This is a genomic window from Nocardia donostiensis, from assembly GCF_002081715.1.
Lineage (GTDB): Bacteria > Actinomycetota > Actinomycetes > Mycobacteriales > Mycobacteriaceae > Nocardia > Nocardia donostiensis.
Genome location: NZ_MUKP01000009.1, coordinates 136,880 through 160,816 on the forward strand (window position 1 = coordinate 136,880; position 23,937 = coordinate 160,816).

Genomic DNA, 23,937 nt, shown 5'->3' on the forward strand with positions numbered 1-23,937 from the left:
GCGGGCTCACTTTCTTCGCAGGGCGTGCAGAACTTCATCGCACCACTCGGTGAACCCGGCTTCCACGCGGATACCGCCGCGCAGCACGAGGTACTGGTGCAGTCCGGTGCCGGAGAGCTGTTCCGGTTCCGGGAAGTCGCGTTTTTCGATCAGCCGGTACAGCTCCAGCCGTTGCGCATGCTGATCACGATGCCGGCTCACCTCGGTCAGTAGCGCCGTCGGGTCACCGTAGGCGGCGGCGCGGATTTTGACCGCGAGCTCATTGCGCAGAGCGCCGGTGTCGGTGGGTTCGGCGATCCAGCGGGCCAGTTCGGCGCGTCCGTCCGGGCTCACCGAATAGACTTTCTTGTCTGGTTTCCCTTCCTGGGCGACGGTCTCGCTCACCACCCAGCCCGACTCCTCCATCCGCCGCAGCACCCGGTAGATCTGCTGATGGGTGGCGCTCCAGAAGAACCCGATGGATCGGTCGAACCGCCGCGCCAGCTCGTAACCCGAACCGGCGCGCTCGGTCAGCGACACCAGCAAGGCGTGTTCGAGGGCCATGAGCGCAAGAATAAGCGCGCAGCCGGCCTATATGCAACTAGGTGCATATAGGCCGAGGGGTAGATCGGCTGCCAGAAGAACTTCGACGCCTCGATCACGAAGCACCCTGACACACTAGGGTTCGGATATGAGCGAGGTGGACGCGCGGGTTGTCGAGCGTGAACGGCGCGGGCAGGTTATCGCGTGGGGGCTGTGGGATTGGGGGTCGGCGGCTTTCAATGCCGTGATTCTCACCTTCGTGTTCTCGGTGTATTTGACCGATACGGTCGGCGACGATCTGCCCGGCGGGATATCGGCGAGCGCATGGCTGGGCTGGGCGTTGGCCATCGGGGGACTGGTGGTGGCGGTGACCGCACCGGTCAGCGGGCAATGGTTCGATGCCACCGCCAACCGGAAAAGGTCGCTCGGCGTGCTGACCGCGCTCACCGTCGTGACGATGGCCGCGATGTTCTTCGTCCGCGACGACTACCACGATTTGTGGCTCGGGCTGGTGCTGCTCGCTGCGGGTTCGGTGGTGTTCGAGCTGGCCAACGTGCCCTACAACGCGATGCTGCGGCAGGTCTCGACGCCTGCCACGGTGGGCCGGGTATCCGGGTTCGGCTGGGCCATGGGCTATTTCGGCGGCATCTTCTTGCTGTTGATCTGCTATTTCGGTTTCATCGCCGGTGAAGGTGACCGGCGCGGGCTCCTCGGGGTGCCCACTGATGCAGGGTTGAATATCCGGCTGGTGGCGATGCTGGCCGCGGTGTGGTTCGCCGCTTTCGCGCTGCCGGTGCTGGTCGCGGTGCCCGAACTGCGGCGCCCGGGTGCCGATCCCGGCGCCGATACCGCCGGTTTCCTCGGGTCCTACCGGGTGCTGTGGCGGGATCTGCGCGAATTGTGGGCCACCGATCGGCGCACCGTGGGTTTCCTGCTGGCCAGCGCGGTGTTCCGGGACGGTCTGGCCGGTGTGTTCACCTTCGGCGCGGTGCTCGCGGTCGCCGTGTACGGGCTGGCCGCCGCGGATGTGCTGCTGTTCGGGATCGCCGCCAATGTTGTCGCGGCGCTCGGCGCGACGGTGGCGGGGCGATTCGATGACCGGGTGGGGCCGAAACGGGTGATCGTGGTGTCGCTGCTCGCGATGCTGATCTGTGGGATGGCGTTGCTGATGGTTTCCGGTCCGGTCATGTTCTGGATATTCGGCCTGCTGCTCACACTGTTCGTCGGCCCGGCGCAGGCATCCGCGCGTTCGTTCCTCACCCGGTTGGCCCCACCCGGTCGGGAAGGGCAGTTGTTCGGCCTCTACACCACCACCGGTCGCGCCGTATCGTTCCTCGCGCCCCTGCTCTTCGGCTTCTTCGCCTGGGCTTTCGCCACCGACCGCGCCGGGATCGCGGGACTGCTGGTTGTCCTCGGTGCTGGTCTGCTCGCCCTGCTTGCTGTCCCGGCACCAGACCGCGACCAGCAGGTCGATATCCGTTAGTTCATCCCGCTAGTTCATCCCGCGCGGGCGCCACACGCCCATTCCCAGGGCGATGAGGCGAACCTGCTGGACAGTGTGTTCGATGAGCGGCCCCTCCTCACGCGGGGTGGCCGAGATGTAGTCGGAGATGCCGTCGGCCACGGTCGAGACGATCAGATCCGCGGCGATCTCCAGATCCTCCGATGGCCAGGTGTCCAGCGCGGGGATACGGGAAAGGTCCACCACGAGCTCGCGGACGATCAACTGGAGTTCCAGGGCGATCGCCTGCCGCAGCGCTGCGGTACCGCCGCGTCGTTCCCGGACCAGAAACCCGAACAGGTCCCGTTTGGCGTCCACCTGGTCGAACACGAACCGTACCGTTTCCGACAGCCGGGCATCGGGGGTGCGCCGTAGCTGGCGCAGGGCCAGGCGCAGCGCGCGCACACCCTCGTCGACCAGGGTTGCGCCGAGGTCGTCGAGGGAGGCGAAATGCCGGTAGAACGCGGTCGGCACGATACCGGCGGAGCGCGCGATCTCACGCAGGCTGAGCGCGCCGAACCCGCGTTCGGCAGCCAGCGCCAGCGTGCCCTCCAGGAGGGCTTGCCGGGTGCGCTCCTTGCGCTCGACGCGCGTTTGGGCCTGCTCGCTCATTTCGGTGAGCATACATCCGTTCACCATGCGCTCATTCCCCAGATGTCGTTCGCGTCACATCTATCCCTTGTTGACAGGGGTGCCAGGGCATCCGGCACACTAGTTCAGTGTACAGACGTACACCGAAACGGTTGCCGGTCGTGACCGGACAGACAACAGGCACGGAGAACCGAAATGGTGGATCTGATCAATCTGGTGCAGCACCTGACCACACCGCATCCACTCGACCGTTACCTGGAGCTGGTGCGCCCTATGCTCACCGTCCGCGATATGCGCGCCCAGATCACTGCGGTGGATCGCTCGGTACCCGGCTCGCTGACCCTGACCCTGCGCCCCACCCGGCAGTGGGCAGGCTTGCGCGCCGGGCAGTTCGTGCAGATCGGCGTCGTGATCGACGGCGTGCGGCATACCCGCTGCTATTCGCCGGTGAACTCCGAGCACGAACGTGACCGCCGTATCGATCTCACCATCCGCGCCCACCCGCACGGGTTGGTCTCGCAGTATCTGCACCGCCATGCCGAACCCGGGATGGTGATCGGCTTGGAACCTGCGGGCGGAGTGTTCCACCTGCCCCACCCGCGTCCGGAGCGGGTGCTGCTGATCAGCGGCGGCAGCGGTATCACCCCGGTGCTGTCCATGCTGCGCACCCTCGTCGCCGAGGGCTATCCGGGGCCGGTGGTTTTCCTGCATTACGCCCGTTCACCAGAACTGGTGCCGCACCGCGACGAACTCGCCAGTATCGCCGCGACGCACCCGAACGTCGCCCTGGAACTGCGCTACCCCGAACGCGACGGCAGGCATTTCCACTACGACGAACTCGAACGGGTGGCCCCCTGGTTCGCCGCCGCGGACACCTACCTGTGCGGCCCACCACCGCTGATGGAGTCGGTGCGCACGGTGTATCAGGCCGAACAGCTCACCGACCGGTTGCACACCGAGGAGTTCACGGTCTCCGTCGCGCCGGTCGACGCCGCCGAAGTGCAGGGCAGGACCATCTTCTCTGCCAGCGGAGTTGATGCCGACAACACCGGCGCGAGCCTGCTGGAACAGGCCGAAGTCGCGGGGTTGAGCCCGGAGTACGGCTGCCGGATGGGTATCTGCTTCTCCTGCACCGCAGTCCGGCGCAGCGGCTGCACCCGCAACCTACGCACCGGGGAACTCGCCGCCGACCCGGACCAGCCCATCCAACTGTGTGTCAACGCGGCCGTCGGCGATGTCGACATCGAAATCTGAAGAACTGAAGGGGAATAACAGATGACCATCCTCACCGAAACCACGGACGGGCCGCTGGTCCTCACCCCGGAACAGGTCGAAGAGATCGGCCGAGTGCTCGACGAACTGCGCGGCCGTATCGTCGCCGATCTCGGCGAGCGCGACCGCGAATACATCTACTCGATCATCAAGGCCCAGCGCGGTTTCGAAATCGCGGGCCGGGGTCTGTTGTACCTGGGTTTCCTGCCGCCGTTCTGGCTGGCCGGCGTTGCCGCGCTCGGGGTGTCGAAGATCCTCGACAACATGGAGATCGGCCATAACGTCATGCACGGCCAGTACGACTGGATGCGGGAAAACGGCCTCAACTCCCGGGTGTTCGAATGGGATACGGTCTGCCCGTCGGACCAGTGGAAGCATTCGCACAACTACATGCACCACACCTTCACCAATATCCACGGCCGCGACCGCGATATCGGTTACGGCGTGCTCCGTATCGACGAGGGGCAGAAGTGGAACCCGTACTACCTGGGCAACCCGCTGTATGCGTTCCTGCTGATGGTGTTCTTCGAGTGGGGTGTCATGCTCCACGACCTGGAGGCCGACAACATCATCCAGGGCAAGCGGAAGTGGTCGGAGATCAAGCCGCTGCTCAAAGGGCAGTGGCGTAAGGCGAGCCGTCAGGTCCTCAAGGATTACATCATTTTCCCGCTGCTGAGCGGCCCGCTGTTCGCACATACTCTCACCGCGAACTTCACCGCGAACCTGGTGCGTAACCTGTGGGCCTACTCGATCATCTTCTGCGGCCACTTCCCCTCGGGAGTACAGACGTTCACCGAGGAGGAGACCGAGAACGAGACCCGCGGCGAATGGTATGTGCGGCAGATGCTCGGCTCGGCCAATATCAGCGGCAGCACACTGTTCCACATCATGTCCGGCAACCTGTCGCATCAGATCGAACATCACCTGTTCCCCGATCTGCCCGCCAACCGGTACCCCGAGATCGCTCCCGAGGTGCGGGAGCTGTGCCAGAAGTACGGCCTGCCCTACAACACCGGCCCGCTCGGTAGGCAGATCGGCTCGGTGTGGGTGAAGATTTTCCAGCTGGCGCTTCCGCCGAGCCTGCTCGAATCGCGTTTCGCCAAACTGCTGCCTTCCGCGTTGCGGAAACGACCCGCTCCCGGTGTTATCGTGATGCGTCAGCGGACAGCAACCGAAGTGGGCGGGTAAATGATCGGGAAATTCGAAGCCAACAAGGATTTGATCCAGGAATTGACCACTTCCGGTGCGCGGCGCGTCGGCAATATCGCTTCGATCGTCGCCGGGACCGTGCAGGAGGTCACCCGCGAGATCGGGGAATGGATCACCGACGCCATCGAAATGAACGAAGCCGCGGCCGCGGCCCGTCGCGACGCGGCGGCACAGACGGCCCCGCACGATGTGGAACGCCCCGACGAGGCGTCCGATCGCGATCTCGACGCCGTTCCCGATCCGGCTCCCGGGTACGGAGAGCAGAGCACCGCGAGCACGATCGTCGACGCCGAAGTGGTCGACCCTGGAAACACCGAACGACATCGCTGAGCAATCGCCGGCCGAGGGTACGTCCCCCGGTCGGCGTTGTTTCTCCTGCCGCTCGCGAAAACGCCGCTCAACGTCGCATTCCATGGGCTAACCTCGGAGTTCGTGCCCGCCTACGTGTCCTCGCCGGAATTGACCTTCGGCTTCATGTTCGCTCTGGAAGACCCGGAGCGAATCGCGGAGGTGGTGCGCGAGCTCCAGCTGCGCAAAACCGTCTCGGTGTTCCGGCTGGCGCGGCTGTCCGATGACGCGGGCCCGCCGGAAAGATATGTGGTGAACTGGGCCGCCATTCCACAGATCTCCATCACCACCAGCGCACCCGAACCCGACGAACTGCGCGCCAGCCAGGTGATGCTGGTCAATGCGTTCCTCGGCGACGACGGCGATATCCGCCTGTATTCCGCGCAGGGCGACTCGCCGCGCTGACGTGAATCGCCGCGATCTTCGGGCATTCGGGAGATAACCCACACCGGGCCACACTGGGGACGGGCCCATCGTTACCGAAATGTAGCCTGGCGGGGGCAGCACCGAGACGACCAGATGGCAAGGAGTCCGACGCCTTGGAGAACGTACTACGGCCGCTCATTGTTTTCGGCGGCACGATTGCGGTAACGATCGCAGTCGGTCTGCTCATCGACCGTCTGCTCAGCTACAGCGCCGACAAACATCCCAAGAACCGGCTGCCGGGGCTGCTGCGCCGGATCCAGTTGCCGCTGCAGCTGCTGCTGGGGTGCGTTGCTCTGCACTACACGTATCCGATGGCCGAACTGGATCTGCGGCAAGACGCGGTGATCCGCAACATCCTGGCCACGATGGCGACCATGGCTGCGGCCTGGCTCGTCATACGCGTCGCCGATGCGGTGGCGGAGAACACGCTCACCAAGTATGCGGGCCGCGCCCGCGATATCGCCCGGGTCCGGCAGCTGAACACCCAGCTCACCCTGATCCGCCGCATCGTGACCACGGTGCTGGTGATCACCACCGCCGCGGTGGCGATTCTGCTGCTGTTCCCCGATATGCGCACCCTCGGCACATCGCTGCTGGCCTCGGCCGGTGTCATCGGCATCATCGCCGGTGTGGCCGCGCAATCCACGCTCGGCAATGTGCTGGCCGGTCTGCAGATCGCGTTCGGCGATTCGGTGAAGATCGGTGACACGGTGGTGGTCGAGGGGGAAATGGGCACCGTGGAGGAGATCACCCTGACTTTCCTCACCGTCCGCATCTGGGACGACCGCAGGCTCACCATGCCGGTGTCGTATTTCAACAGCAAGCCGTACGAGAACTGGTCCAAGGGCGGCCCGCAGCTCACCGGCACCGTGTACCTGTACCTCGACCACAGCACACCGATCAGTGAACTGCGCGAGTACCTCGGTCAATTCCTGCGCGGGCGTAAGGACTGGGACGGACGCAGCTGGAACCTGCTGGTCACCGACAGTACCCCGACCGGGATCGAGGTGCGTGCGTCGATGACGGCCGCCAACTCCGACGATGTGTGGACGCTGCGCTGCGCGGTCCGGGAAGAACTGCTCGGATGGCTCGGGCGGGAGCACCCGTACGCCTTGCCGAAGATCCCCACGGCCCCCGCGATGGAAGCCCCCCTGCCGGTGCGCTGATCCCTGAGGGCTCGGGGGCGAAGGGTTTCGTTCGGGTGTCGGTCCGGCAACGTTGCCGCCGTTTTTTGTGTTGTGCATCACAATTGAGATGCGGCTACACGTGCCCGCTCTGCTCGACCCTCTTTCGAAGGAGCGCCGATCATGGAACCCGGCAATCCCGTTACCCCCACCTATCCGGTCCGCGTCCGCGGCGATCTGGACCCCGCGCTGTCGCGGTGGATGTGGATCGTGAAATGGATTCTGGCGATACCGCACTATATTGTCCTGTTCTTTCTGCATATCGCCTACGCGGTGGTGACGGTGATCGCGTTCTTCGCGATTCTGTTCACCGGGAAATACCCGAAGGGACTGTTCGATTTCAATGTCGGAGTGATGCGCTGGACGTGGCGGGTCATGTTTTATTCGTGGACTGTCCTGGGCACCGATAAATACCCACCCTTCAGTTTGGAGACGAAATCCGGCTATCCGGCGGATCTGGAGGTCGACTATCCGGAGCGGCTGCACCGTGGGCTGGCCCTGGTGAAGTGGTGGCTGCTGGCCATACCGCATTACCTGATCATCGGCGCCCTGGTCTGGGGCGTGGTCGATGCGGGTGGTGGGGATTGGGACGGCGACGAGTGGGGTGGGTTCTCGATTCCGCTGCTCGGCATCCTGGTGCTGGTCGCGGTGATCGCGCTGCTGTTCACCGCCCGCTATCCGCGCGGACTGTTCGATTTCCTCCTCGGCATCAACCGCTGGATGATCCGGGTGCAGGCGTACACCTCGCTCATGCGGGACGAATATCCGCCGTTCCGGCTCGACCAGGGCGCACGGGAGGGCGGCGCACGGGAGGACAGCGGAGACCTCGACCTGACGAAGCCTTAATCGGTTCGGACACCGGCGAAGTCTGCCTTCGCCGGTGTCCACGCGCGTTGTTTCGTGGTGCGGTGATCAGTGCGCCGATTCGTAGACCCGACGGACGACGTCTTCGATCTCCGGTTCCTCGATGGACAGATCCCGCACTTCGGCACGCGCCGACACCGTAGCCAGCAGTTGCGCCGCGGTGATGTGCTCGGCGTCGAACGCCAGCCGCTGCCGCATCCCGTCGGCTTCACTGGACAGCAGCACCGCCCCCGGCAGATCGACCAGCTCAGGAGTCGGCTGAGCGAGGTCGACCACCAGCACCCGCTGCGCGCCGACCTTCGCGCCCAGACCGGTTAGTGAACCGTCGTACACCAGACGCCCGTGGTCGACCACGAGCACCCGATTGCACAACCGCTCGATATCGCCCATATCGTGGGTGGTCAGCAGCAGGGTGGTGCCCCGTTCCTCGCGTTCGGCGCGCAGGAATTCGCGTAACCGCTGTTTGGACACCACATCCAAGCCGATGGTCGGTTCGTCCAGAATGATCAGCTCGGGCGAATGAAGCAGGGCAGCGGCTACTTCGGCGCGCATCCGCTGCCCGAGCGAGAGTTGCCGTACCGGGGTGTCCAGCGTGCCTGCCATCTCCAGGCGATCGATCAGGTGCCGCATACGTTCGCGCCCGGCGGCGGCGTCCAACCGGTGAATGGCCGCCAGGATCGAAAACGATTCCCGCAGCGGCAGATCCCACCACAGCTGCGACCGCTGGCCGAACACCACGCCGATACGGCTGGCCAATTCCCGCCGTTGCCGCACCGGTTCCAACCCGCAGGTGCGGACCCGGCCCGAGGTGGGCACCAGGATGCCGGTGAGCATTTTGATCGTGGTGGATTTACCCGCGCCGTTGGCCCCGATGTAGCCGACCGCCGCACCGCGTTCCACCCGGAAACTCATCGCGTCGACAGCGGTCAGGGTCTCACGACGCCGCCGCCAGCTGGTGCCGTTCTTCCGGTACACCACGAACCGCCTGGTCAGCTCATCGATCTCGATAATCGGATCGCCGGTCATCAGCCGCCGCCTCCCTGATAGTGCCTGGTGCCGAGCCGCCACACACCCAGCGCCGCCAGCCATACCCACACCATGGCGAGCGGCGACAGCCAGGCCAGCCAGGACGGGATCAGGGAGGGGCCGGGCAGGCCGAGTATCGCCAGCGTCGGCAGATATGCGGTGAACGCCACCGGCACCGCGTAACAGAACAGCAGTTTCAACGGTGTGGGGAAAACCGAAGCCGGTTGCGCGGCGGCGAACGAACCGCCGTAGGTGAAGCTGTTGGTGAGTTCGGCGCCGTCGATCAGGAAGAATTGGCAGCCCGCTGCGGCGACGAACAGCCCACCGAACAGCGCGACACCGGTAACCAGGGTCAGCGTGATGAGCGCGACGACACCGGCGTCCCAATCGATGTCGTTGCGCACCAATCCGAGGGCGAGCACGACCACGGCCACCGCGGCACGCGCCATCCGGCGTAACGACACCTCGCTGGTGATCAGTTGCAGTAGCAGCGGCTGCGGGCGCAGATAATAGGCGTCGAGGGTGCCCAGGCGGATCAGGGTGGGCAGTTTGTCCAGATGACCGAACAGCACTTGCGCCAGCGCGAACGAGGTATTGCTCAAACCGAACAGCAGCAGCGCAGCGTTCAGATCGAGCCCGCCGAGCACTCTGGCGTTGTGGAAGATGACCCACACCTCGGCGAATTCGATCAGGCCGACCAGCAGCGCACCCATCAGATCGCTGGCGAACGACAGCCGGTAACTGCGTTGCGCGCGGATCCGGGAACTCAATACCGCCGCATACGGGGCGAATCGGCGTGCCAACCCCGACGCGCGCTCGTCGCGGGCGGGCGGAGCGTGCGGTTCGAGGGTGTCAACCACCTTGTACCTCCAGCCTGCGCCTGCCCGCGGCCAGCAGGAGCCGCCCGATCGCGCCCACCGCCAGGACCCAGAACACTTGGATGCCCACCACCTGCAGCGCTTCCATGTCGACGACTCGTCCGGACAAGACATCGACCGGCGCCTGCAGAATCGACGGGAAAGGGGTCGCGTTGGCGATTGTGCGCAACCAGTCCGGGAACAAGTGCACCGGCACGAACAAGCCGGCCAGGAAGGTGCCCATAATCTGGTAGAGCACTCGGATACCCCGCGTCTCGACCACCCAGAAACCCACGGTGGCCAGAGCGAACAGGCCGAGGAACGACACCGATACCGCCAGCAGCACGCTGATCGTGCCCAGCACATACGACAGCGGGTCCGACGGCATCGTCAGGCCCACCGTGAGCATCCCGACCAGCACACTCGGCACACCACGCGGCAGCAGCGTGCAGGTGGCCCGCCCCAGATCAGTGGCCAGCGCACCCAACTGGACATCGACCGGCCGGAGGAAGTCGATGGCGATATCCCCGTTGCGCACCCGCTCGGTCAGCTCGATCTCTGACGCCATGAACTGCGTCGCGCCCAGCAGTCCCTGCGAAATCCACACGTAGGCGGCGATACCGCCCGCGTCGTACCCGGCGAACCCGGCCCCTGTACCCACCGCGGCCACCATCACCGCGGCGCGGACGAACCCGAACACACAGTTGGTGCACAACCCGGCGAGCATGGCGATCTTGTACTGCCATTGCCGCCGGAAACCGGCAACAGCCATCCGCCAATAGACAGCCGACAGCTGACGTGTAGCCACTGCGGTGGCGAGCACTGATGTTTCCCCTCCTGAGCCAGGCACAAGGCGAATACATTACCGGCGCAGCCCGGCTCGGGAAAGGGAATATCGGCGCGGCCGGGTGGTGCCGCGATGGCTCCGAAGGATGGAACCGGTCAACTATGTGTAGGCTAACCAAAGTTGGCATCGGTCACATCGGTTCGGAGACAAGTAATCATGGCGCGCAGAGGTTTCTCGGGTGTGGTTTTGAACGCGTTCGGCGTCCAGTACCACACCGCTACGGTGCTGAACACCGAACAGACAACGCCTCGCATGCGGCGGATCTGGCTGAGCGCCCCCTCGCTGTTCGACGAGATCGACATAGAACCCACCGCGTGGTTGCGCATCTGGTTCCCCGACCCAGCGGGCACGGAGACCGAGTTCCAGCGCGGATACACCATCGCCGAGGCGGATCAGGAGACCGGGCGCTTCGCCATCGACTTCGTCCTGCATGAACCCGCCGGACCGGCGTCGACCTGGGCGCGGACTGTCCAGGGTGGCGAGACGATCGAGGTCACCTCGTTCGGATCGAAGGGCTTCCCGATCGCCGAGGATCAGGACGGGTACCTGCTGATCGGCGATGCCGCGTCGATCCCGGCGATCAACTCCATCCTGGCCGCCGTGCCGCCACAGCTGTCGGTCGAGGTCTACCTGGAACAGCATCACGACGACGAGCTGCTCATCCCGCTGACCCCGCACCCGGGCGTGCGGGTGCGCTGGGTGCCGCGCACCTCGGAGGACGCCCTGGCAGCCGCGCTGGAGGCGCGCGACTGGTCGAACTGGTATGCGTGGGCGTGCACGGAGTCCAAGTCGCTCAAGCACGTCCGCGCTCGACTCAAGGAATTCGGCTTCCCGAAGAGCGACGTCTATACCCAGGCCTACTGGATGCAAGGGCGTGCCATGGGTAAGCAACGTGACAGCGTTGAACTCGCGGCCGCCGAGACCGCACCGAAGGCTGCTGCGCCCGCTGGGGTTGCATCGGAGGCTGCTGCGCCCGCTGGGGCTGCACCCGAGACCGCTGCGCCCGCCGCATCCGCCCCCGCCGCGGCGAGCACCGCACCACCCGGCAACTGGCGTTCGCAGGCGGCGAGCAGGCTGTTCGCCGAAGTACGTCCGAAGCTGTACGTCGCGGGGGTGCTGCAGTTCCTCATCACGCTGATCCAGCTGGCCCCGTACGTGCTGCTGGTGGAGTTGGCACGCAACCTGCTGGCAGGCAGTGCGGAATCCACCCTGTGGACGCTGGGTCTGTGGGTACTGGCGCTGCTCGGCATCGGCGCCGTACTCGAACTGGCGTTGCAATTGTGGTTGCACACCGTCGACGCCCGGTTCAGCCGCGACCTACGCAGCCGCCTGCTGGCCAAACTCGCCCGGCTCCCACTCGGCTGGTTCACCGCGCGCAGCTCCGGGCAGATCAACAAGCTGATCACCAATGACACGCTGTCGCTGCACTATCTGGTGACGCACGCCGTTATCGACGCGGTCGCCGCGGTCGTCGCGCCGCTGGTGGTGCTCGGCTACCTGCTGTGGGTGGATTGGCGGCTGGGACTGGTGCTGCTGGTGCCCGTGCTCGGCTACGTCTTCATCATGTTCTCGATGATGGCGCAGTCGCGTGTCAAGGTCGTGCAGGCGCAGCGCTGGGCCGAGCGGATGAACGGCGAAGCCACCTCCTACCTCGACGGTCAGCCGGTCATCCGGATTTTCGGCGGCGCGGCGGCCTCGCCGTTCCGCCGCAGCCTGGACGACTACATCCGGTTCCTCGACACCTGGCAGCGGCCGTTCACCGGCAAAAAGGCCGCGATGGACATCATCACCAGGCCGGTCACCTTCCTGTGGCTCATCCTGGTCGTCGGCACCGCGCTGGTGGCCACCGGCCGCCTGGACCCGGTGAACCTGCTGCCGTTCCTGTTCCTGGGCACCACATTCGGTTCCCGGCTGCTCGGTATCGGCTACGGCCTGTCCGGGCTGCGGGAGGGACGCCTCGCCGCACGCAACATTCAGCTCACTCTGGACGAGGCCGAACTCGGTGTGCGAGCCGACGGCGCGGAGCAGGCGGACCCGGCGGGCCGGGTCGTGCTCGACGAGGTGTCGTTCGGCTACCGCCCCGGTGTGCCCGTGGTGGACAAGGTCTCGCTCACCCTCGAACCGGGCACCGTCACGGCCCTGGTCGGGCCGTCGGGCGCGGGCAAGTCGACGCTGGCCGCATTGCTGGCGCGTTTCCACGATCTCGACAGCGGCAGTATCAGGGTGGGTGGCCGCGATATCGCTACGCTCACCCCGGACGAGCTGTACCAGCGCATCGGGTTCGTTTTCCAGGACGCCCAGCTGGTACACGGCACAGTGCGAGAGAACATCGCCCTTGCGGTCCCCGATGCCTCTGACGACGCAGTGCAGCGGGCAGCCCGCGACGCGCAGATCCACGAACGAATCCTGCGGCTACCGCAGGGATACGACACGGTGCTCGGCGCTGATACCGCCCTGTCGGGCGGTGAGCGCCAGCGCCTCACCATCGCCAGGGCGCTGCTCGCCGATACCCCGGTGCTGATCCTGGACGAAGCTACTGCCTTCGCCGACCCGGAGTCGGAATACCTGGTGCAGCAGGCGCTCAACCGCCTGACCGCCGGGCGCACAGTGGTGATGATCGCCCACCGCCTGCGTACCGTCGTCGACGCCGACCGCATCGTCGTGCTCGAGAGCGGCCGGGTGGTCGAGTCGGGTACGCACCTGGAACTGCTCGCTGCCGATGGCCGCTATCAGCAGCTGTGGGAAGCCGGCGCCGTTGCCGCAGATCTGAAGGAGAACGCCCGATGACGCGCACCTTGCTGAGCCTGCTGCCCCCCGAGCGTCGCGGACGCTTCGGCGGCTACCTTGCGCTGATCGTCGTCTCGACCGTCCTGCGCGCGATCGGCGTGGTACTGATGGTCCCGCTCGTCGCTGCCCTGTTCGGCGACGATCCCGCCGAGGCATGGCCGGTGGTCGGCGCGCTGACCGTCGCCGTCGCCGCCGGGTGGATCGTGGATGCGATCGCATCGCGCCTCGGTTTCGACCTGGGATTCACCATTCTCGACCACGCGCAACGCGATGTCTCCGAGCAGGTCGCGCGCATTCCGTTGCGCTGGTTCGATGAGGACAACTCGGCCGCCACCCGCAGCGCCATCGCCAGTACCGGCCCGGACCTGGTCGGGTTGCTCGGCTACCAGGTGACGCCGCTGGTGCAGTCGGTGCTGCTGCCCTTCGCGATCGGTGTCGGGCTGATGCCCATCGCCTGGCAGCTCGGCGCGATCGCGCTGCTTGTCGTTCCGCTGCTGCTTGGCGTGCTATGGGTGAGCGGGCGCATCACCCGCCGCGCCGACGAGGTGGCCAAGGACTCGAACAGCGCGCTCACCGCGCGCATCCTCGAATTCGCCCGCACGCAGGCCGCGCTGCGGGCCGCCCGCCGGGTGGAACCCGCTCGCAGCCAGACCGGTGCGGCGCTCGCTGCGCAGCACGGCGCGACGACCCGGCTACTGCTGCTGAACATCCCCGGACAGGTGCTGTTCAGCGTGGCCAGCCAGATCGCCCTGGTGCTGCTCGCAGGCACCACAGCCTGGCTTGCGGTGAACGACACGATCGGGGTGCCCGAGGCCATCGCGCTCATCGTCGTGGTCGTCCGGTTCCTCGAGCCGTTCGGCGCGCTTGCCGATCTGGCGCCCGCGCTGGAGAGCAGCCGCGGCATCCTGCGCGATATCCGGGCCGTCATCGCCGCGCCCGAGCCGACGACCGCGGCCGTCACGCAGCCGCGGGCCGTCGAAAACGGCGCCGCGAGCGTCGAGCTGCGCGCGGTGTCCTTCGACTATGGGCCCGATACGCCGCCCGTACTGGACGGCTTCGATGTCGAGTTCCGGCCCGGTGAAGTGACCGCCGTGGTCGGGCCGTCCGGTTCCGGCAAGAGCACCCTGCTCAACCTGGTGGCCGGGCTGGAGAAGCCCACCTCCGGCCACGTCCTTGTCGGCGGTGTGGATCGCGGTGCCCTCGATCCGGTGCAGCGACCGGCGGTGACCAGCATGGTGTTCCAGCAGCCGTACCTGTTCGCGGGCACGATCAAGGAGAATGTGCTTGCGGGCAATCCCGAGGCGAGCGCGGAGGAGTTGGCCTCGGCGCTGCGGCTGTCCCGGGTGGCGGAGTTCGCGAGCAGGCTGCCCGAAGGGCTCGACACTCTGGTCGGAGATGCGGGAACCGCGCTCTCCGGTGGTGAACGCCAGCGGGTGTCGATCGCCAGGGCGCTGCTCAAACGGTCGTCGGTGCTGCTCGTGGACGAGGGCACCAGCGCGTTGGATATGGAGAACGAGGCCGCGGTGGTCGCCGCGATCAGCGATGACCCGCAGCGGCGCACGCGTGTGGTCGTGACCCACCGGCTGTCCACCATCGCGGGCGCGGATCGCGTGCTCTTCCTCGAAGACGGCCGCATTGTGGAGGACGGCACGGTCGAGGAATTGCTGGCCGCGTCAGGGCGGTTCGCCGGGTTCTGGGCACATCAGCACGACGCTGCGGAATGGCGGATCAACTCCGATCCCACCGCAGTCGAGGTCGGCTGAGCGACGGGGACACACACGTGCCCCGAGCGGCGTGTGTCCCCGTTCGGTATCCGGCCACAGTTTCGGCAAGACGGCAGCAACGCTGATCGATGACGCCGCCCTGTTCACGCGGGCCGGAGCCGACCGGCTCGTGTCGATAACTCGAGATGTTTACTTCGGCCGTGAACGGTTACCCCCGAAGTGACCTACGTACTCGACCAGCTGTCCTCATGAACGAGAGATGAGGTGCAGGGGCGTTCCAGAAACGCCCCTGACCAGCGCCCCCGGCAGGAATCGAACCTGCGACCTAGGGATTAGAAGGCCCTTGCTCTATCCAACTGAGCTACGGAGGCAGTGGTGGTGTGCGCTGGTTTCCACCATGGCCGACAACGACCGCACTGTCCAGCCGAGAAAGTATAGCGGCCGACCAAAACCGATGTGATCTGTGCTGCCCACTCGGCGGCCCCACCGGGGTGCACGGGGGCGGCCGACTACGCTCGGACCTATGTCATCGACCGAGGCCCCGCCTGCCGAACACCCCGCCGGGGTAGTCCGGCCCGGTGCTGCGGCGGCTGTTCCGGCCGTGGTGACGGCGTTTATCGGAGTCGTCGCGGCGGTGGTCGCGGCCCTGATCGTCACCCTGTCGGCGGCGCAGGCGCTGAGCCTGCTCGGGATCCCGGACCCGGGGCCGCTGACCACCTACGGTCTGCCCGCCGTGCGCGCGCTCGCCGACCTGTGCGCCGCGTTGACCGTGGGCTCCCTGTTCTTCGCCGCCTTCCTGACGCCCCCCCAATCGAGCGGGGTGCTCGATGTCGGCGGTTATCGTGCCGTGCGGCGCGCCGCGCACAGCGCGGTGGCCTGGGCTGTCTGTGCGGCGCTGCTGGTCCCGCTGACCGTCTCCGACACCACCGGGCGCCCGGTCGGTGCGGTACTGGCGCCCCAGGAGCTGTGGGGCGTCATCGACAAGGTCGAACTCGCGGGGACCTGGCGGTTGACCGCGATTTTCGCGCTGATCCTCGCCGTGGCCTGCCGGCTGGTGCTGCGCTGGGGTTGGACGCCGGTGCTGTTCGGGGCCTCCGTCGCCACGATGATGCCGCTCGCGTTGACCGGTCATTCGTCCTCCGGCGGCTCGCACGACGTCGCAACCAACAGCCTGATCCTGCACCTCATCTCGGTCTCGATCTGGGTCGGCGGGCTCGTTGCGGTGCTGATACACGCCCTGCGGGACGGAACGCACACCGATATCGCCGCCCGCCGTTTCTCGCTCACCGCCACCGTGGCGTTCGTGGTCATCGCGGCCAGCGGTGTGATCAACTCCTTGGTCCGGCTGCCCATCGATGAGATGTTCACCAGCACCTACGGTCAGCTGGTGCTCGCCAAGGTCGCCGCGCTGGCAGCGCTCGGCGTCCTCGGCTATATGCAGCGCCGCGCTGCCCTGCCCGCGCTGACCGCCGACCCGCGCGACCGGGGCGCGCTGATCCGGTTCGCCGGAGTCGAGGTGCTGATCTTCGCCGCCACCATCGGCCTTGCCGTCGGCCTCGGCCGCACCCCGCCGCCGCCACCGCAGTCGGTGCCGACCCCGGTCGAAGTGGAGCTCGGCTACGAACTCGCCGGACCTCCCACCCTGGGTAGGCTGTTGTTCGACTGGCGGTTCGACCTGGTTTTCGGAACCCTGGCCATTCTGCTTGCGGTGTTCTATCTGCTCGGGGTGCGGCGGCTGCGTGCCCGCGGCGATGCCTGGCCGATGGGACGCACCATCGCCTGGCTGTCCGGCTGCTTCGTGTTGCTGATCACTACCAGCTCCGGTATCGGCAGGTATTCGACCGCCATGTTCAGCGTGCATATGGGCGCGCATATGGCGCTGTCGATGCTGGTGCCGATCCTGTTCGCGTTGGGCGGGGTCGTCACGCTCGCGCTGCGAGCGCTGCCGCCCGCCGGTCGCGGGGCGCCGCCGGGACCGCGCGAATGGATCCTGGCCGCCGTGCACAACCCGGTATCGCGGTTCCTGACCCATCCGATCGTGGCCTCGGTTATTTTCGTCGCCGGGTTCTACGCGCTCTATATGGGCGGTATCTTCGACGCGTTCGCCGACTCGCACGCCGCGCATCTGCTGATGAACCTGCACTTCCTGCTCAGCGGCTACCTCTTCTACTGGGTGGTCATCGGTATCGACCCGAAACCGCGGCAGGTGGAACCGCTGACCAAGCTGGGCATGGTTTTCGGCTCGTTGCCGTTCCATGCGTTCTTCGGCGTCGCGTTGATGAGCATGAGCACCGTTCTCGGCGACTGGTTCTATCGCAGCCTCGACCTGGACTGGCACAACGATCTACTCGGTGACCAGCGCACCGGAGGTAGTCTCGCCTGGGCCAGCGGCGAGGTGCCGCTGGTGGTGGTGATGCTGGCGCTGCTGATCCAGTGGTCGCGCAGTGACCAGCGCTTGGCCCAGCGCACCGACCGCGCCGCCGACCGCGATCACGATGCGGAACTTGCCGCACACAACGCAATGTTCGCCGAACTGGCCCAGCGAGACCGAGCAGCACACCGATGACCGACCAGACCACCCAGTTGCCCTCCCGACAACCGGCCCGCCGCGTCGGCCGATCCGATGTGCGTGCGGCGCGCAAACGCCTGCACGGACGCATCCGCAAAACACCGGTGTTCCACACCTACGTCGACGGACCCGGCGGCCGTGTCCCGGTCACCTTCAAACTCGAATACCTGCAGCACGGCGGCACGTTCAAAGCCAGGGGCAGCTTCAATGCGCTGCTGGAGGCCGGTGCGGAGACCGAGCAGGTGGTCATCGCCTCCGGCGGTAATGCGGGGATCGCGGCGGCGCTCGCCGCGGCCGGTCTCGGTAAAACGTGCACCGTCGTCGTTCCCGAGTCGGCGCCGCACACCAAGGTGGCGGCCATGTGGTCACACGGTGCGGAGGTGCTGTGGCACGGGACCACCTACGCCGAGGCTTACATCTACGCCACCGAACTCGCCGACGAGCGCGGCGCCCTGCACTTACATGCCTATGACTTGCCCGCCGTGGTGGCCGGTGCCGGAGTGATCGGGCTGGAACTGGAAGAACAGGTGCGCGGCAAACCGCCGATACTGGTCGCCGTCGGCGGCGGCGGGCTGCTGGCGGGGGTGGCGGCGGCGCTGGGGCGTCGCCAGCAGGTGATCGGTGTGGAACCCGAAGGAAATCCGACGCTGCATGCCGCGCTGGCCGCGCGGGAACCGGTGTCCGTCGGGGTGTCCAGTATCGCCGCGGACGCGCTGGGCGCGGCGCGGATCGGCGATATCGCCTTCGAGGTGAGCCAGCGCTACGGGCTGCGTTCGATACTGGTCAGCGATGACGCGATTACCGACGCCCGGGAGTATCTGTGGCGGGAGTTCCGGATCGTGGTCGAACTCGCGGGAGCCGCGGCGCTGGCGGCGATCCGCAGCGGGGCGTATGTGCCGCCGCAGGGGGAGCGGCCGGTAATCGTGCTGTGCGGAGCGAATACCGACCTGGGCGTGCTGTAACCGCCCGGTCGCGGTCTGCGTGCCACTGCCGTTCGAACTGGAACACCCGGTGTTCACAGCGGGTGTAGTTGTCCACAATTTCCCTTGCCTGGCCCCGAATCTGTGCGCGGCGGGCGACGATGGTGTCGTGCAACGAGCAACGGACGAGGCCCGGCGGGAGCGGGCGGCGGAAGGGGGAACGATATGTACGAAACGATCGCGACGGTGGTCGGCACCGTGGTCACCCACCCGGTCAAGCGAGTACTGGCCGGCGGGGAACAGGTGTTGACCTTCCGGATGGCGAGCAATGCGCGCAGGCTCGACCACGACTCCGGGGAGTGGGTCGACAGCGGGACGCTGTTTCTCACCGTGAACTGCTGGCGCAAACTGGTGGCCGGGGTGGACGCCTCGATCGGGCGCGGTGACCCGGTGATCGTGCAGGGGCAGCTGCGGTCCAACGAGTACCGCACCCGCGACGGTGTCGAGCGCCGTGACCTGGAGATGCGGGCCAACGCTGTCGGGCCGGATCTGTCCCGGTGCACGGCAACGGTGCGCCGGTGGCGGACGGCGGGGAACAATTCTGCCTCCGCGAACGCTGAGGAGGGGCAGAGCCGGGAGCCGGAAGCGGCGGGCAGGTTCGCAGGACCCAGCGACCCGGCTGTCCCGGGTGGCGAGCGGGCCCTGGATCCCGAGCCGGCTGGCACTTGAGCCGAGGGTTCGTGGCCACCGGATCGAGTGGGTACCTACACTCGCGAGGGTCGGTTGAGCGGTTCGCCGCGGAACAGGTCCGGTGAACGTGGTGTGCCCGCAGTCGAGTGGGGAGCGCGGGCCTGGTCCGCAAGACACGGACCTCCGGATATTTGTTCGTAGGAAATCGGGCTGTTACCAGCACTTATGTATATGTGTTACGCATGTGCCGAGTGTGGGTGGGCGGTCCTGGACGGGTTAGGGTGATCGGTATGGCTGAGTTCATTTACCAAATGAAGAAGGTTCGCAAGGCGCACGGCGACAAAGTCGTGCTCGACGATGTCACCTTGAACTTCCTTCCCGGCGCCAAAATCGGCGTCGTCGGCCCCAATGGCGCCGGTAAATCCAGCGTGCTGAAAATTATGGCCGGACTGGACCAGCCCAACAACGGCGACGCTTTCCTCGCGCCGGGGGCCACCGTCGGGATCCTGCAGCAGGAACCGCCGCTGAACGAGGAGAAGACCGTCCGCGGCAACGTCGAGGAGGGTATGGGCGAGATCAAGGTGAAGCTCGACCGCTTCAACGAGATCGCCGAGCTCATGGCCACCGACTACTCCGACGAGCTCATGGAGGAAATGGGCAAACTCCAGGAGGATCTCGACCATGCCGACGCCTGGGACCTGGACTCCCAGCTCGAGCAGGCGATGGACGCGCTGCGCTGCCCGCCGCCGGAAGAACCGGTCACCAACCTCTCCGGTGGTGAGCGCAGGCGGGTCGCGCTGTGCAAGTTGCTGCTGAGCAAACCCGACCTGCTGCTGCTGGACGAGCCGACCAACCACCTCGACGCCGAGAGCGTGCTCTGGCTCGAGCAGTATCTGGCCCAGTACCCCGGCGCCGTGCTCGCGGTCACCCACGACCGGTACTTCCTCGACAATGTGGCGGGCTGGATCCTTGAGCTCGACCGCGGCCGCGCCATCGGCTACGAGGGCAACTACTCCACCTACCTGGAGAAGAAGGCCGAACGTCTCGCGGTGCAGGGCAAGAAGGATCAGAAGCTGCAGAAGCGGCTCAAGGAAGAACTGGCCTGGGTGCGTTCGGGCGCCAAGGCGCGGCAGGCGAAGAACAAGGCGCGTCTGGGTCGGTACGAGGAGATGGCCGCCGAAGCCGAGAAGACGCGCAAGTTGGACTTCGAGGAGATCCAGATCCCGGCGGGTCCGCGCCTGGGCAATGTGGTGGTCGAGGTCGAGCATCTGGACAAGGGCTTCGGCGATCGGCAGCTGATCAAGGATCTGTCGTTCACGCTGCCCCGCAACGGCATCGTCGGTGTCATCGGACCCAACGGCGTCGGTAAGACCACTCTGTTCAAGACGATCGTCGGCCTCGAGGAGCCCGACAGCGGTACCGTGCGCGTCGGCGATACCGTCAAGTTGAGCTACGTGGACCAGAACCGGGCCGGTATCGACCCGAACAAAACCGTGTGGCAAGTGGTGTCGGAAGGCCTGGACTACATCGAGGTCGGTCAGCAGGAGATGCCGTCGCGTGCCTATGTCAGCGCGTTCGGCTTCAAGGGGCCCGACCAGCAGAAGCCGGCCGGGGTGCTGTCCGGTGGTGAGCGCAACCGGTTGAACCTGGCGCTGACGCTGAAGCAGGGCGGCAACCTGATCCTGCTCGACGAGCCGACCAACGACCTGGACGTGGAAACCCTCGGTTCCTTGGAGAACGCGCTCGAGCAGTTCCCCGGCTGCGCCGTGGTGATCTCTCACGACCGCTGGTTCCTCGACCGCACCTGTACCCACATCCTGGCTTGGGAAGGCGACGCCGACAACGAGGCCAAGTGGTTCTGGTTCGAAGGCAACTTCGAGGCGTACGAAGCGAACAAGATCGAACGCCTGGGTCCGGAAGCCGCTCGCCCGCACCGCGTGACCCACCGGAAGCTGACCCGCGGGTAACCGCAGGAAACTTTCTCTGCGCGCGAGCGCAGGGCTAGGGTCGAGACCGGCGTCACTTTAGTGCGGAACCAGATCCGAGGGAGTTGGCGAAAATGACGGTCTCGTCCGAATTGTCCGGTGCGGCATGGGTTGCCGAGTTGCCCGAAGCGTTGCGCAGCGACCTCGGCGCTCTGGAAGAGGCGTACTTCCGCCATGTCGATGCAAGCGATGTGGACTGTGTGATCACCGGTATCACCCAGATCTTCCGGCGGCACGTGGAGCTGGCCATGCTCCGGCGCCCCGGCCGTGCTCTGGTTCGGGTCTACCACCCGGAGGACGGTTCGGGGCTCGGGGCGGCCGTGCAACTGGTCAGCGACGATATGCCGCTGCTGGTCGAATCGATCAGCTCGTCACTGAGCCGGATGGGCGCCAGCGTCAGCGAGGTCATTCACCCGATCTTCGAGGTGCATCGGGATACCGAGGGGCAGCTTACCGACGCGAAACCGCGCGAGGTCGACGGCACCGGTGGCACCGGACTACGGGAATCGTGGATGCATGTGCAGCTACATCCCTCGACCAGCAGCGAACTGCTGGAACGGATCGAGGCGGCCATGCCCGATGTGGTGGCCGATGTCCGGCAGGTCGTCGACGACACCGCAGCCATCCGGGAAACGCAGCGCACCCTCGCCGACGACCTGGATCGTGCCGCCACCGCAGGCAACGGCTCGCTGCCGTCCATCGACCTGGCCGACTGCGCGAGCCTGATGCGCTGGCTGGCCAAAGGGCATTTCACCATCCTCGGCTACGCCCGCTATCGGAGGACTGCGGCGGCGACGGAAGTGGTGCCCGATTCGTGCCTTGGTGTGCTGCGGCCCGATGTGGGCACCGACTTCCGGGTGCCGGCCACCGGCGCCGATATCCCGCTGCTGTTGATGACGCAGGGGTTGGTGCCTGCGACCGTGCACCGTTCGGTATATCCGTACTTCATCGGTGTCGCCGAGCTCGACACCTCCGGCGCAGTGATCGGTCAGCACCTGTTCCTCGGGGTGTTCACCGTCACCGCCATGCACGAGAACGTGCTCGACATCCCGGTCATCTCGCGCCGGGTGCGCACCGTGATCGAGGAAAGCGGTTTCGATCTGGACTCGTTCTCCGGGCAGGCCATGCTCGAAGTGGTGCAGTCGTTCCCACGCACCGAACTGTTCTCCTCCGACACCGAAACGCTGCGCCGCACCGCCACCGCGGTGCTGAACGTCGGCCTGCGCAGGCAGGTCAGGTTGTTCCTGCGCACCGATACCTTCGGCCGGTTCGTGGCGGCCATGGTCTATCTGCCCCGTGACCGTTACACCACCCGGGTGCGGCTGGAAATGCAGGACATCCTGGTCCGCGAGCTGGGCGGTGTATCGATCGATTATTCGGCACGGGTGAGCGAAAGCGAGCTCGCCAGCGTGTATTTCACGGTCCGGATGCCGGGTGCGGACGCCGACGCAGCTGGGTCGGCGCAAGCCGGGGCGGTTCCCGAGATTTCCGAAACCGACCGCCGCCGCATCCAGAACCTGCTCGCCGAGGCGAGCCACACCTGGGACGACTACCTCAACGAAGCGGTCAGCACCTCGACGGTGCTCGACCCGGGCGTCGTACGACGCTACGCCGCGGCATTTCCCGAAAGCTACAAACAGGATTTCCCGCCGCGCCGAGCGCTGGCCGATATCGCCCGGCTCGAGCAGCTGTCCGAAGGCGATATCGACCAATACCTGTACCGCCGCGCCGATTCCGGTGCAGGCTCCTGGCGCTTCACCCTCTATATCGGTGGTGCCGGGATATCACTGAGCCAGGTGCTGCCGGTGCTGCAGAGCCTCGGCGTCGAAGTCGTCGACGAACGCCCCTATCGAATCGAGCTCGACGGGGCTGCCGACGGCGACCGGAGCGAACGCTGGATCTACGATTTCGGCTTGCTGGCCCGTCCGGAACTGCTGCGTGGCGCGGTGGACCAGGATCTCGACGCGGAACTGCTCGAAGCAGCCCGCGACGGACTGACCGTGGCAGGCGCGGTGGAAACCCGGACCTCAGGGGTGCGGGAAAGGTTCATCGAAGCCTTCGAAGCGACCTGGTTCGGACGGGCCGAAGCCGACGGCCTCAACGAGCTGGTGCTGCGCGCCGGTCTGCCGTGGCGCGAGGTCGCGGTACTGCGCACCTATGCCAAATACCTGCAACAGGCGGACTTCCCGTACAGCCAGGCCAATATCGCGCGGGTGCTGCTCGCCTACCCGGATGCCGCGCGGCTGTTCGCGCAACTGTTCGCGGCCCATTTCGATCCGGAAGCCCATTCCGCGGAGCGCGCCGCCGAACTCGAAGAGCAGGTGCGCAAACGCATCGATCAAGTCGTCAGCCTGGATGCCGACCGTATCCTGCGTGCTTTCCTCGGTCTCATCGCGGCAACGCTGCGGACCAACTACTACGTCACCGACGCGGCGGGCACACCCCGCGAATTCCTCGCCATCAAGGTGGAACCGCAGCAGATCGTCGAGCTGCCGCAGCCGCGTCCGCGGTTCGAGATTTTTGTGTATTCGCCGCGGGTGGAGGGTGTGCATTTGCGGTTCGGTGCGGTGGCGCGTGGGGGGTTGCGGTGGTCGGATCGGTTGGAGGATTTCCGG

At 66.3% G+C, this 23,937-nt stretch carries 19 protein-coding genes and 1 tRNA gene; 14 read left to right on the plus strand and 6 right to left on the minus strand.

Annotated elements, in window-relative coordinates; all coding sequences use genetic code 11:
• Positions 1 to 6 precede the first annotated feature (6 nt).
• On the minus strand, positions 7 to 543 hold the full coding sequence (locus B0T44_RS08780) for a PadR family transcriptional regulator (protein WP_077119155.1): 537 nt from the start codon (positions 541 to 543) through the stop codon (positions 7 to 9).
• A gap of 127 nt (positions 544 to 670) precedes the next feature.
• On the opposite strand from B0T44_RS08780, the gene B0T44_RS08785 reads away from it, so the two are divergent.
• On the plus strand, positions 671 to 2,005 hold the full coding sequence (locus B0T44_RS08785; protein WP_077119158.1) for an MFS transporter: 1,335 nt from the start codon (positions 671 to 673) through the stop codon (positions 2,003 to 2,005).
• 9 nt (positions 2,006 to 2,014) lie between these two features.
• On the opposite strand, the gene B0T44_RS08790 is transcribed toward B0T44_RS08785, so the two are convergent.
• A complete protein-coding gene (locus B0T44_RS08790; protein ID WP_077119251.1) occupies positions 2,015 to 2,635 on the minus strand; it encodes a TetR family transcriptional regulator in 621 nt (206 codons plus the stop codon).
• Between the two features lie 174 nt (positions 2,636 to 2,809).
• Here B0T44_RS08790 and B0T44_RS08795 point away from each other — a divergent pair, with 174 nt between their 5' ends.
• From B0T44_RS08795 to B0T44_RS08820, 6 genes are all read left to right on the plus strand, one after another.
• Positions 2,810 to 3,868, plus strand: coding sequence for a ferredoxin reductase (locus tag B0T44_RS08795; RefSeq protein ID WP_077119162.1), 1,059 nt, complete (start codon positions 2,810 to 2,812; stop codon positions 3,866 to 3,868).
• A gap of 21 nt (positions 3,869 to 3,889) precedes the next feature.
• Positions 3,890 to 5,074 (plus strand): fatty acid desaturase family protein, encoded by a 1,185-nt coding sequence (locus B0T44_RS08800; RefSeq protein ID WP_077119165.1) that lies wholly within the window; start codon positions 3,890 to 3,892, stop codon positions 5,072 to 5,074.
• A complete protein-coding gene (locus tag B0T44_RS08805) occupies positions 5,075 to 5,425 on the plus strand; it encodes a hypothetical protein (RefSeq protein ID WP_077119168.1) in 351 nt (116 codons plus the stop codon).
• Positions 5,426 to 5,527: 102 nt separating this feature from the next.
• On the plus strand, positions 5,528 to 5,848 hold the full coding sequence (locus B0T44_RS08810; protein WP_077119253.1) for a hypothetical protein: 321 nt from the start codon (positions 5,528 to 5,530) through the stop codon (positions 5,846 to 5,848).
• Between the two features lie 134 nt (positions 5,849 to 5,982).
• Positions 5,983 to 7,035 (plus strand): mechanosensitive ion channel family protein, encoded by a 1,053-nt coding sequence (locus B0T44_RS08815; RefSeq protein WP_077119171.1) that lies wholly within the window; start codon positions 5,983 to 5,985, stop codon positions 7,033 to 7,035.
• A gap of 141 nt (positions 7,036 to 7,176) precedes the next feature.
• Positions 7,177 to 7,899 carry a DUF4389 domain-containing protein gene (locus B0T44_RS08820; protein WP_077119174.1) on the plus strand — a complete coding sequence of 241 codons (723 nt, stop codon included), beginning with the start codon at positions 7,177 to 7,179 and terminating at the stop codon, positions 7,897 to 7,899.
• A 66-nt stretch (positions 7,900 to 7,965) separates the two neighbouring features.
• Here the strand turns inward: B0T44_RS08820 and B0T44_RS08825 are convergent, their stop codons facing one another.
• Genes B0T44_RS08825 through B0T44_RS08835 form a run of 3 tightly spaced genes read right to left on the minus strand, consistent with a single transcriptional unit; the run spans position 7,966 to position 10,623 of the window.
• Positions 7,966 to 8,943, minus strand: coding sequence for an ABC transporter ATP-binding protein (locus tag B0T44_RS08825; RefSeq protein ID WP_077119177.1), 978 nt, complete (start codon positions 8,941 to 8,943; stop codon positions 7,966 to 7,968).
• A complete protein-coding gene (locus B0T44_RS08830; protein ID WP_342749193.1) occupies positions 8,943 to 9,803 on the minus strand; it encodes an ABC transporter permease in 861 nt (286 codons plus the stop codon). The genes B0T44_RS08825 and B0T44_RS08830 overlap by 1 nt, the downstream gene beginning before the upstream one ends.
• Positions 9,796 to 10,623, minus strand: a complete 828-nt coding sequence (locus B0T44_RS08835; RefSeq protein WP_254854222.1) for an ABC transporter permease — start codon at positions 10,621 to 10,623, stop codon at positions 9,796 to 9,798. Before B0T44_RS08835 ends, B0T44_RS08830 begins: the two co-directional genes overlap by 8 nt.
• Before the next feature lie 180 nt (positions 10,624 to 10,803).
• Between B0T44_RS08835 and B0T44_RS08840 the strand changes: the two genes are divergently transcribed.
• The gene (locus B0T44_RS08840) at positions 10,804 to 13,434 is read left to right on the plus strand and encodes an ABC transporter ATP-binding protein/permease (RefSeq protein WP_077119183.1); all 2,631 of its coding nucleotides are present in this window, start codon (positions 10,804 to 10,806) and stop codon (positions 13,432 to 13,434) included.
• Positions 13,431 to 15,197 (plus strand): ABC transporter ATP-binding protein, encoded by a 1,767-nt coding sequence (locus B0T44_RS08845; RefSeq protein ID WP_077119186.1) that lies wholly within the window; start codon positions 13,431 to 13,433, stop codon positions 15,195 to 15,197. Before B0T44_RS08840 ends, B0T44_RS08845 begins: the two co-directional genes overlap by 4 nt.
• A gap of 258 nt (positions 15,198 to 15,455) precedes the next feature.
• Here B0T44_RS08845 and B0T44_RS08850 read toward each other — a convergent pair.
• A tRNA-Arg gene (locus B0T44_RS08850) sits at positions 15,456 to 15,529 on the minus strand.
• Positions 15,530 to 15,681: 152 nt separating this feature from the next.
• Between B0T44_RS08850 and B0T44_RS08855 the strand changes: the two genes are divergently transcribed.
• The 5 genes from B0T44_RS08855 to B0T44_RS08875 form a co-directional block, all read left to right on the plus strand.
• Positions 15,682 to 17,724, plus strand: a complete 2,043-nt coding sequence (locus B0T44_RS08855) for a bifunctional copper resistance protein CopD/cytochrome c oxidase assembly protein (protein ID WP_077119189.1) — start codon at positions 15,682 to 15,684, stop codon at positions 17,722 to 17,724.
• Complete coding sequence (locus tag B0T44_RS08860) at positions 17,721 to 18,689, plus strand: serine/threonine dehydratase (protein WP_077119192.1); 969 nt, start codon at positions 17,721 to 17,723, stop codon at positions 18,687 to 18,689. The genes B0T44_RS08855 and B0T44_RS08860 overlap by 4 nt, the downstream gene beginning before the upstream one ends.
• Positions 18,690 to 18,872: 183 nt before the next feature.
• Entirely contained in the window at positions 18,873 to 19,376 is a 504-nt protein-coding gene (locus B0T44_RS08865; protein ID WP_081511817.1) for a single-stranded DNA-binding protein, read from the plus strand.
• A gap of 251 nt (positions 19,377 to 19,627) precedes the next feature.
• Positions 19,628 to 21,304, plus strand: a complete 1,677-nt coding sequence (gene ettA / locus B0T44_RS08870; RefSeq protein WP_077119195.1) for an energy-dependent translational throttle protein EttA — start codon at positions 19,628 to 19,630, stop codon at positions 21,302 to 21,304.
• A 92-nt stretch (positions 21,305 to 21,396) separates the two neighbouring features.
• A partial coding sequence (locus tag B0T44_RS08875; RefSeq protein ID WP_139347917.1) for an NAD-glutamate dehydrogenase domain-containing protein occupies positions 21,397 to 23,937 on the plus strand: 2,541 nt, incomplete at its 3' end.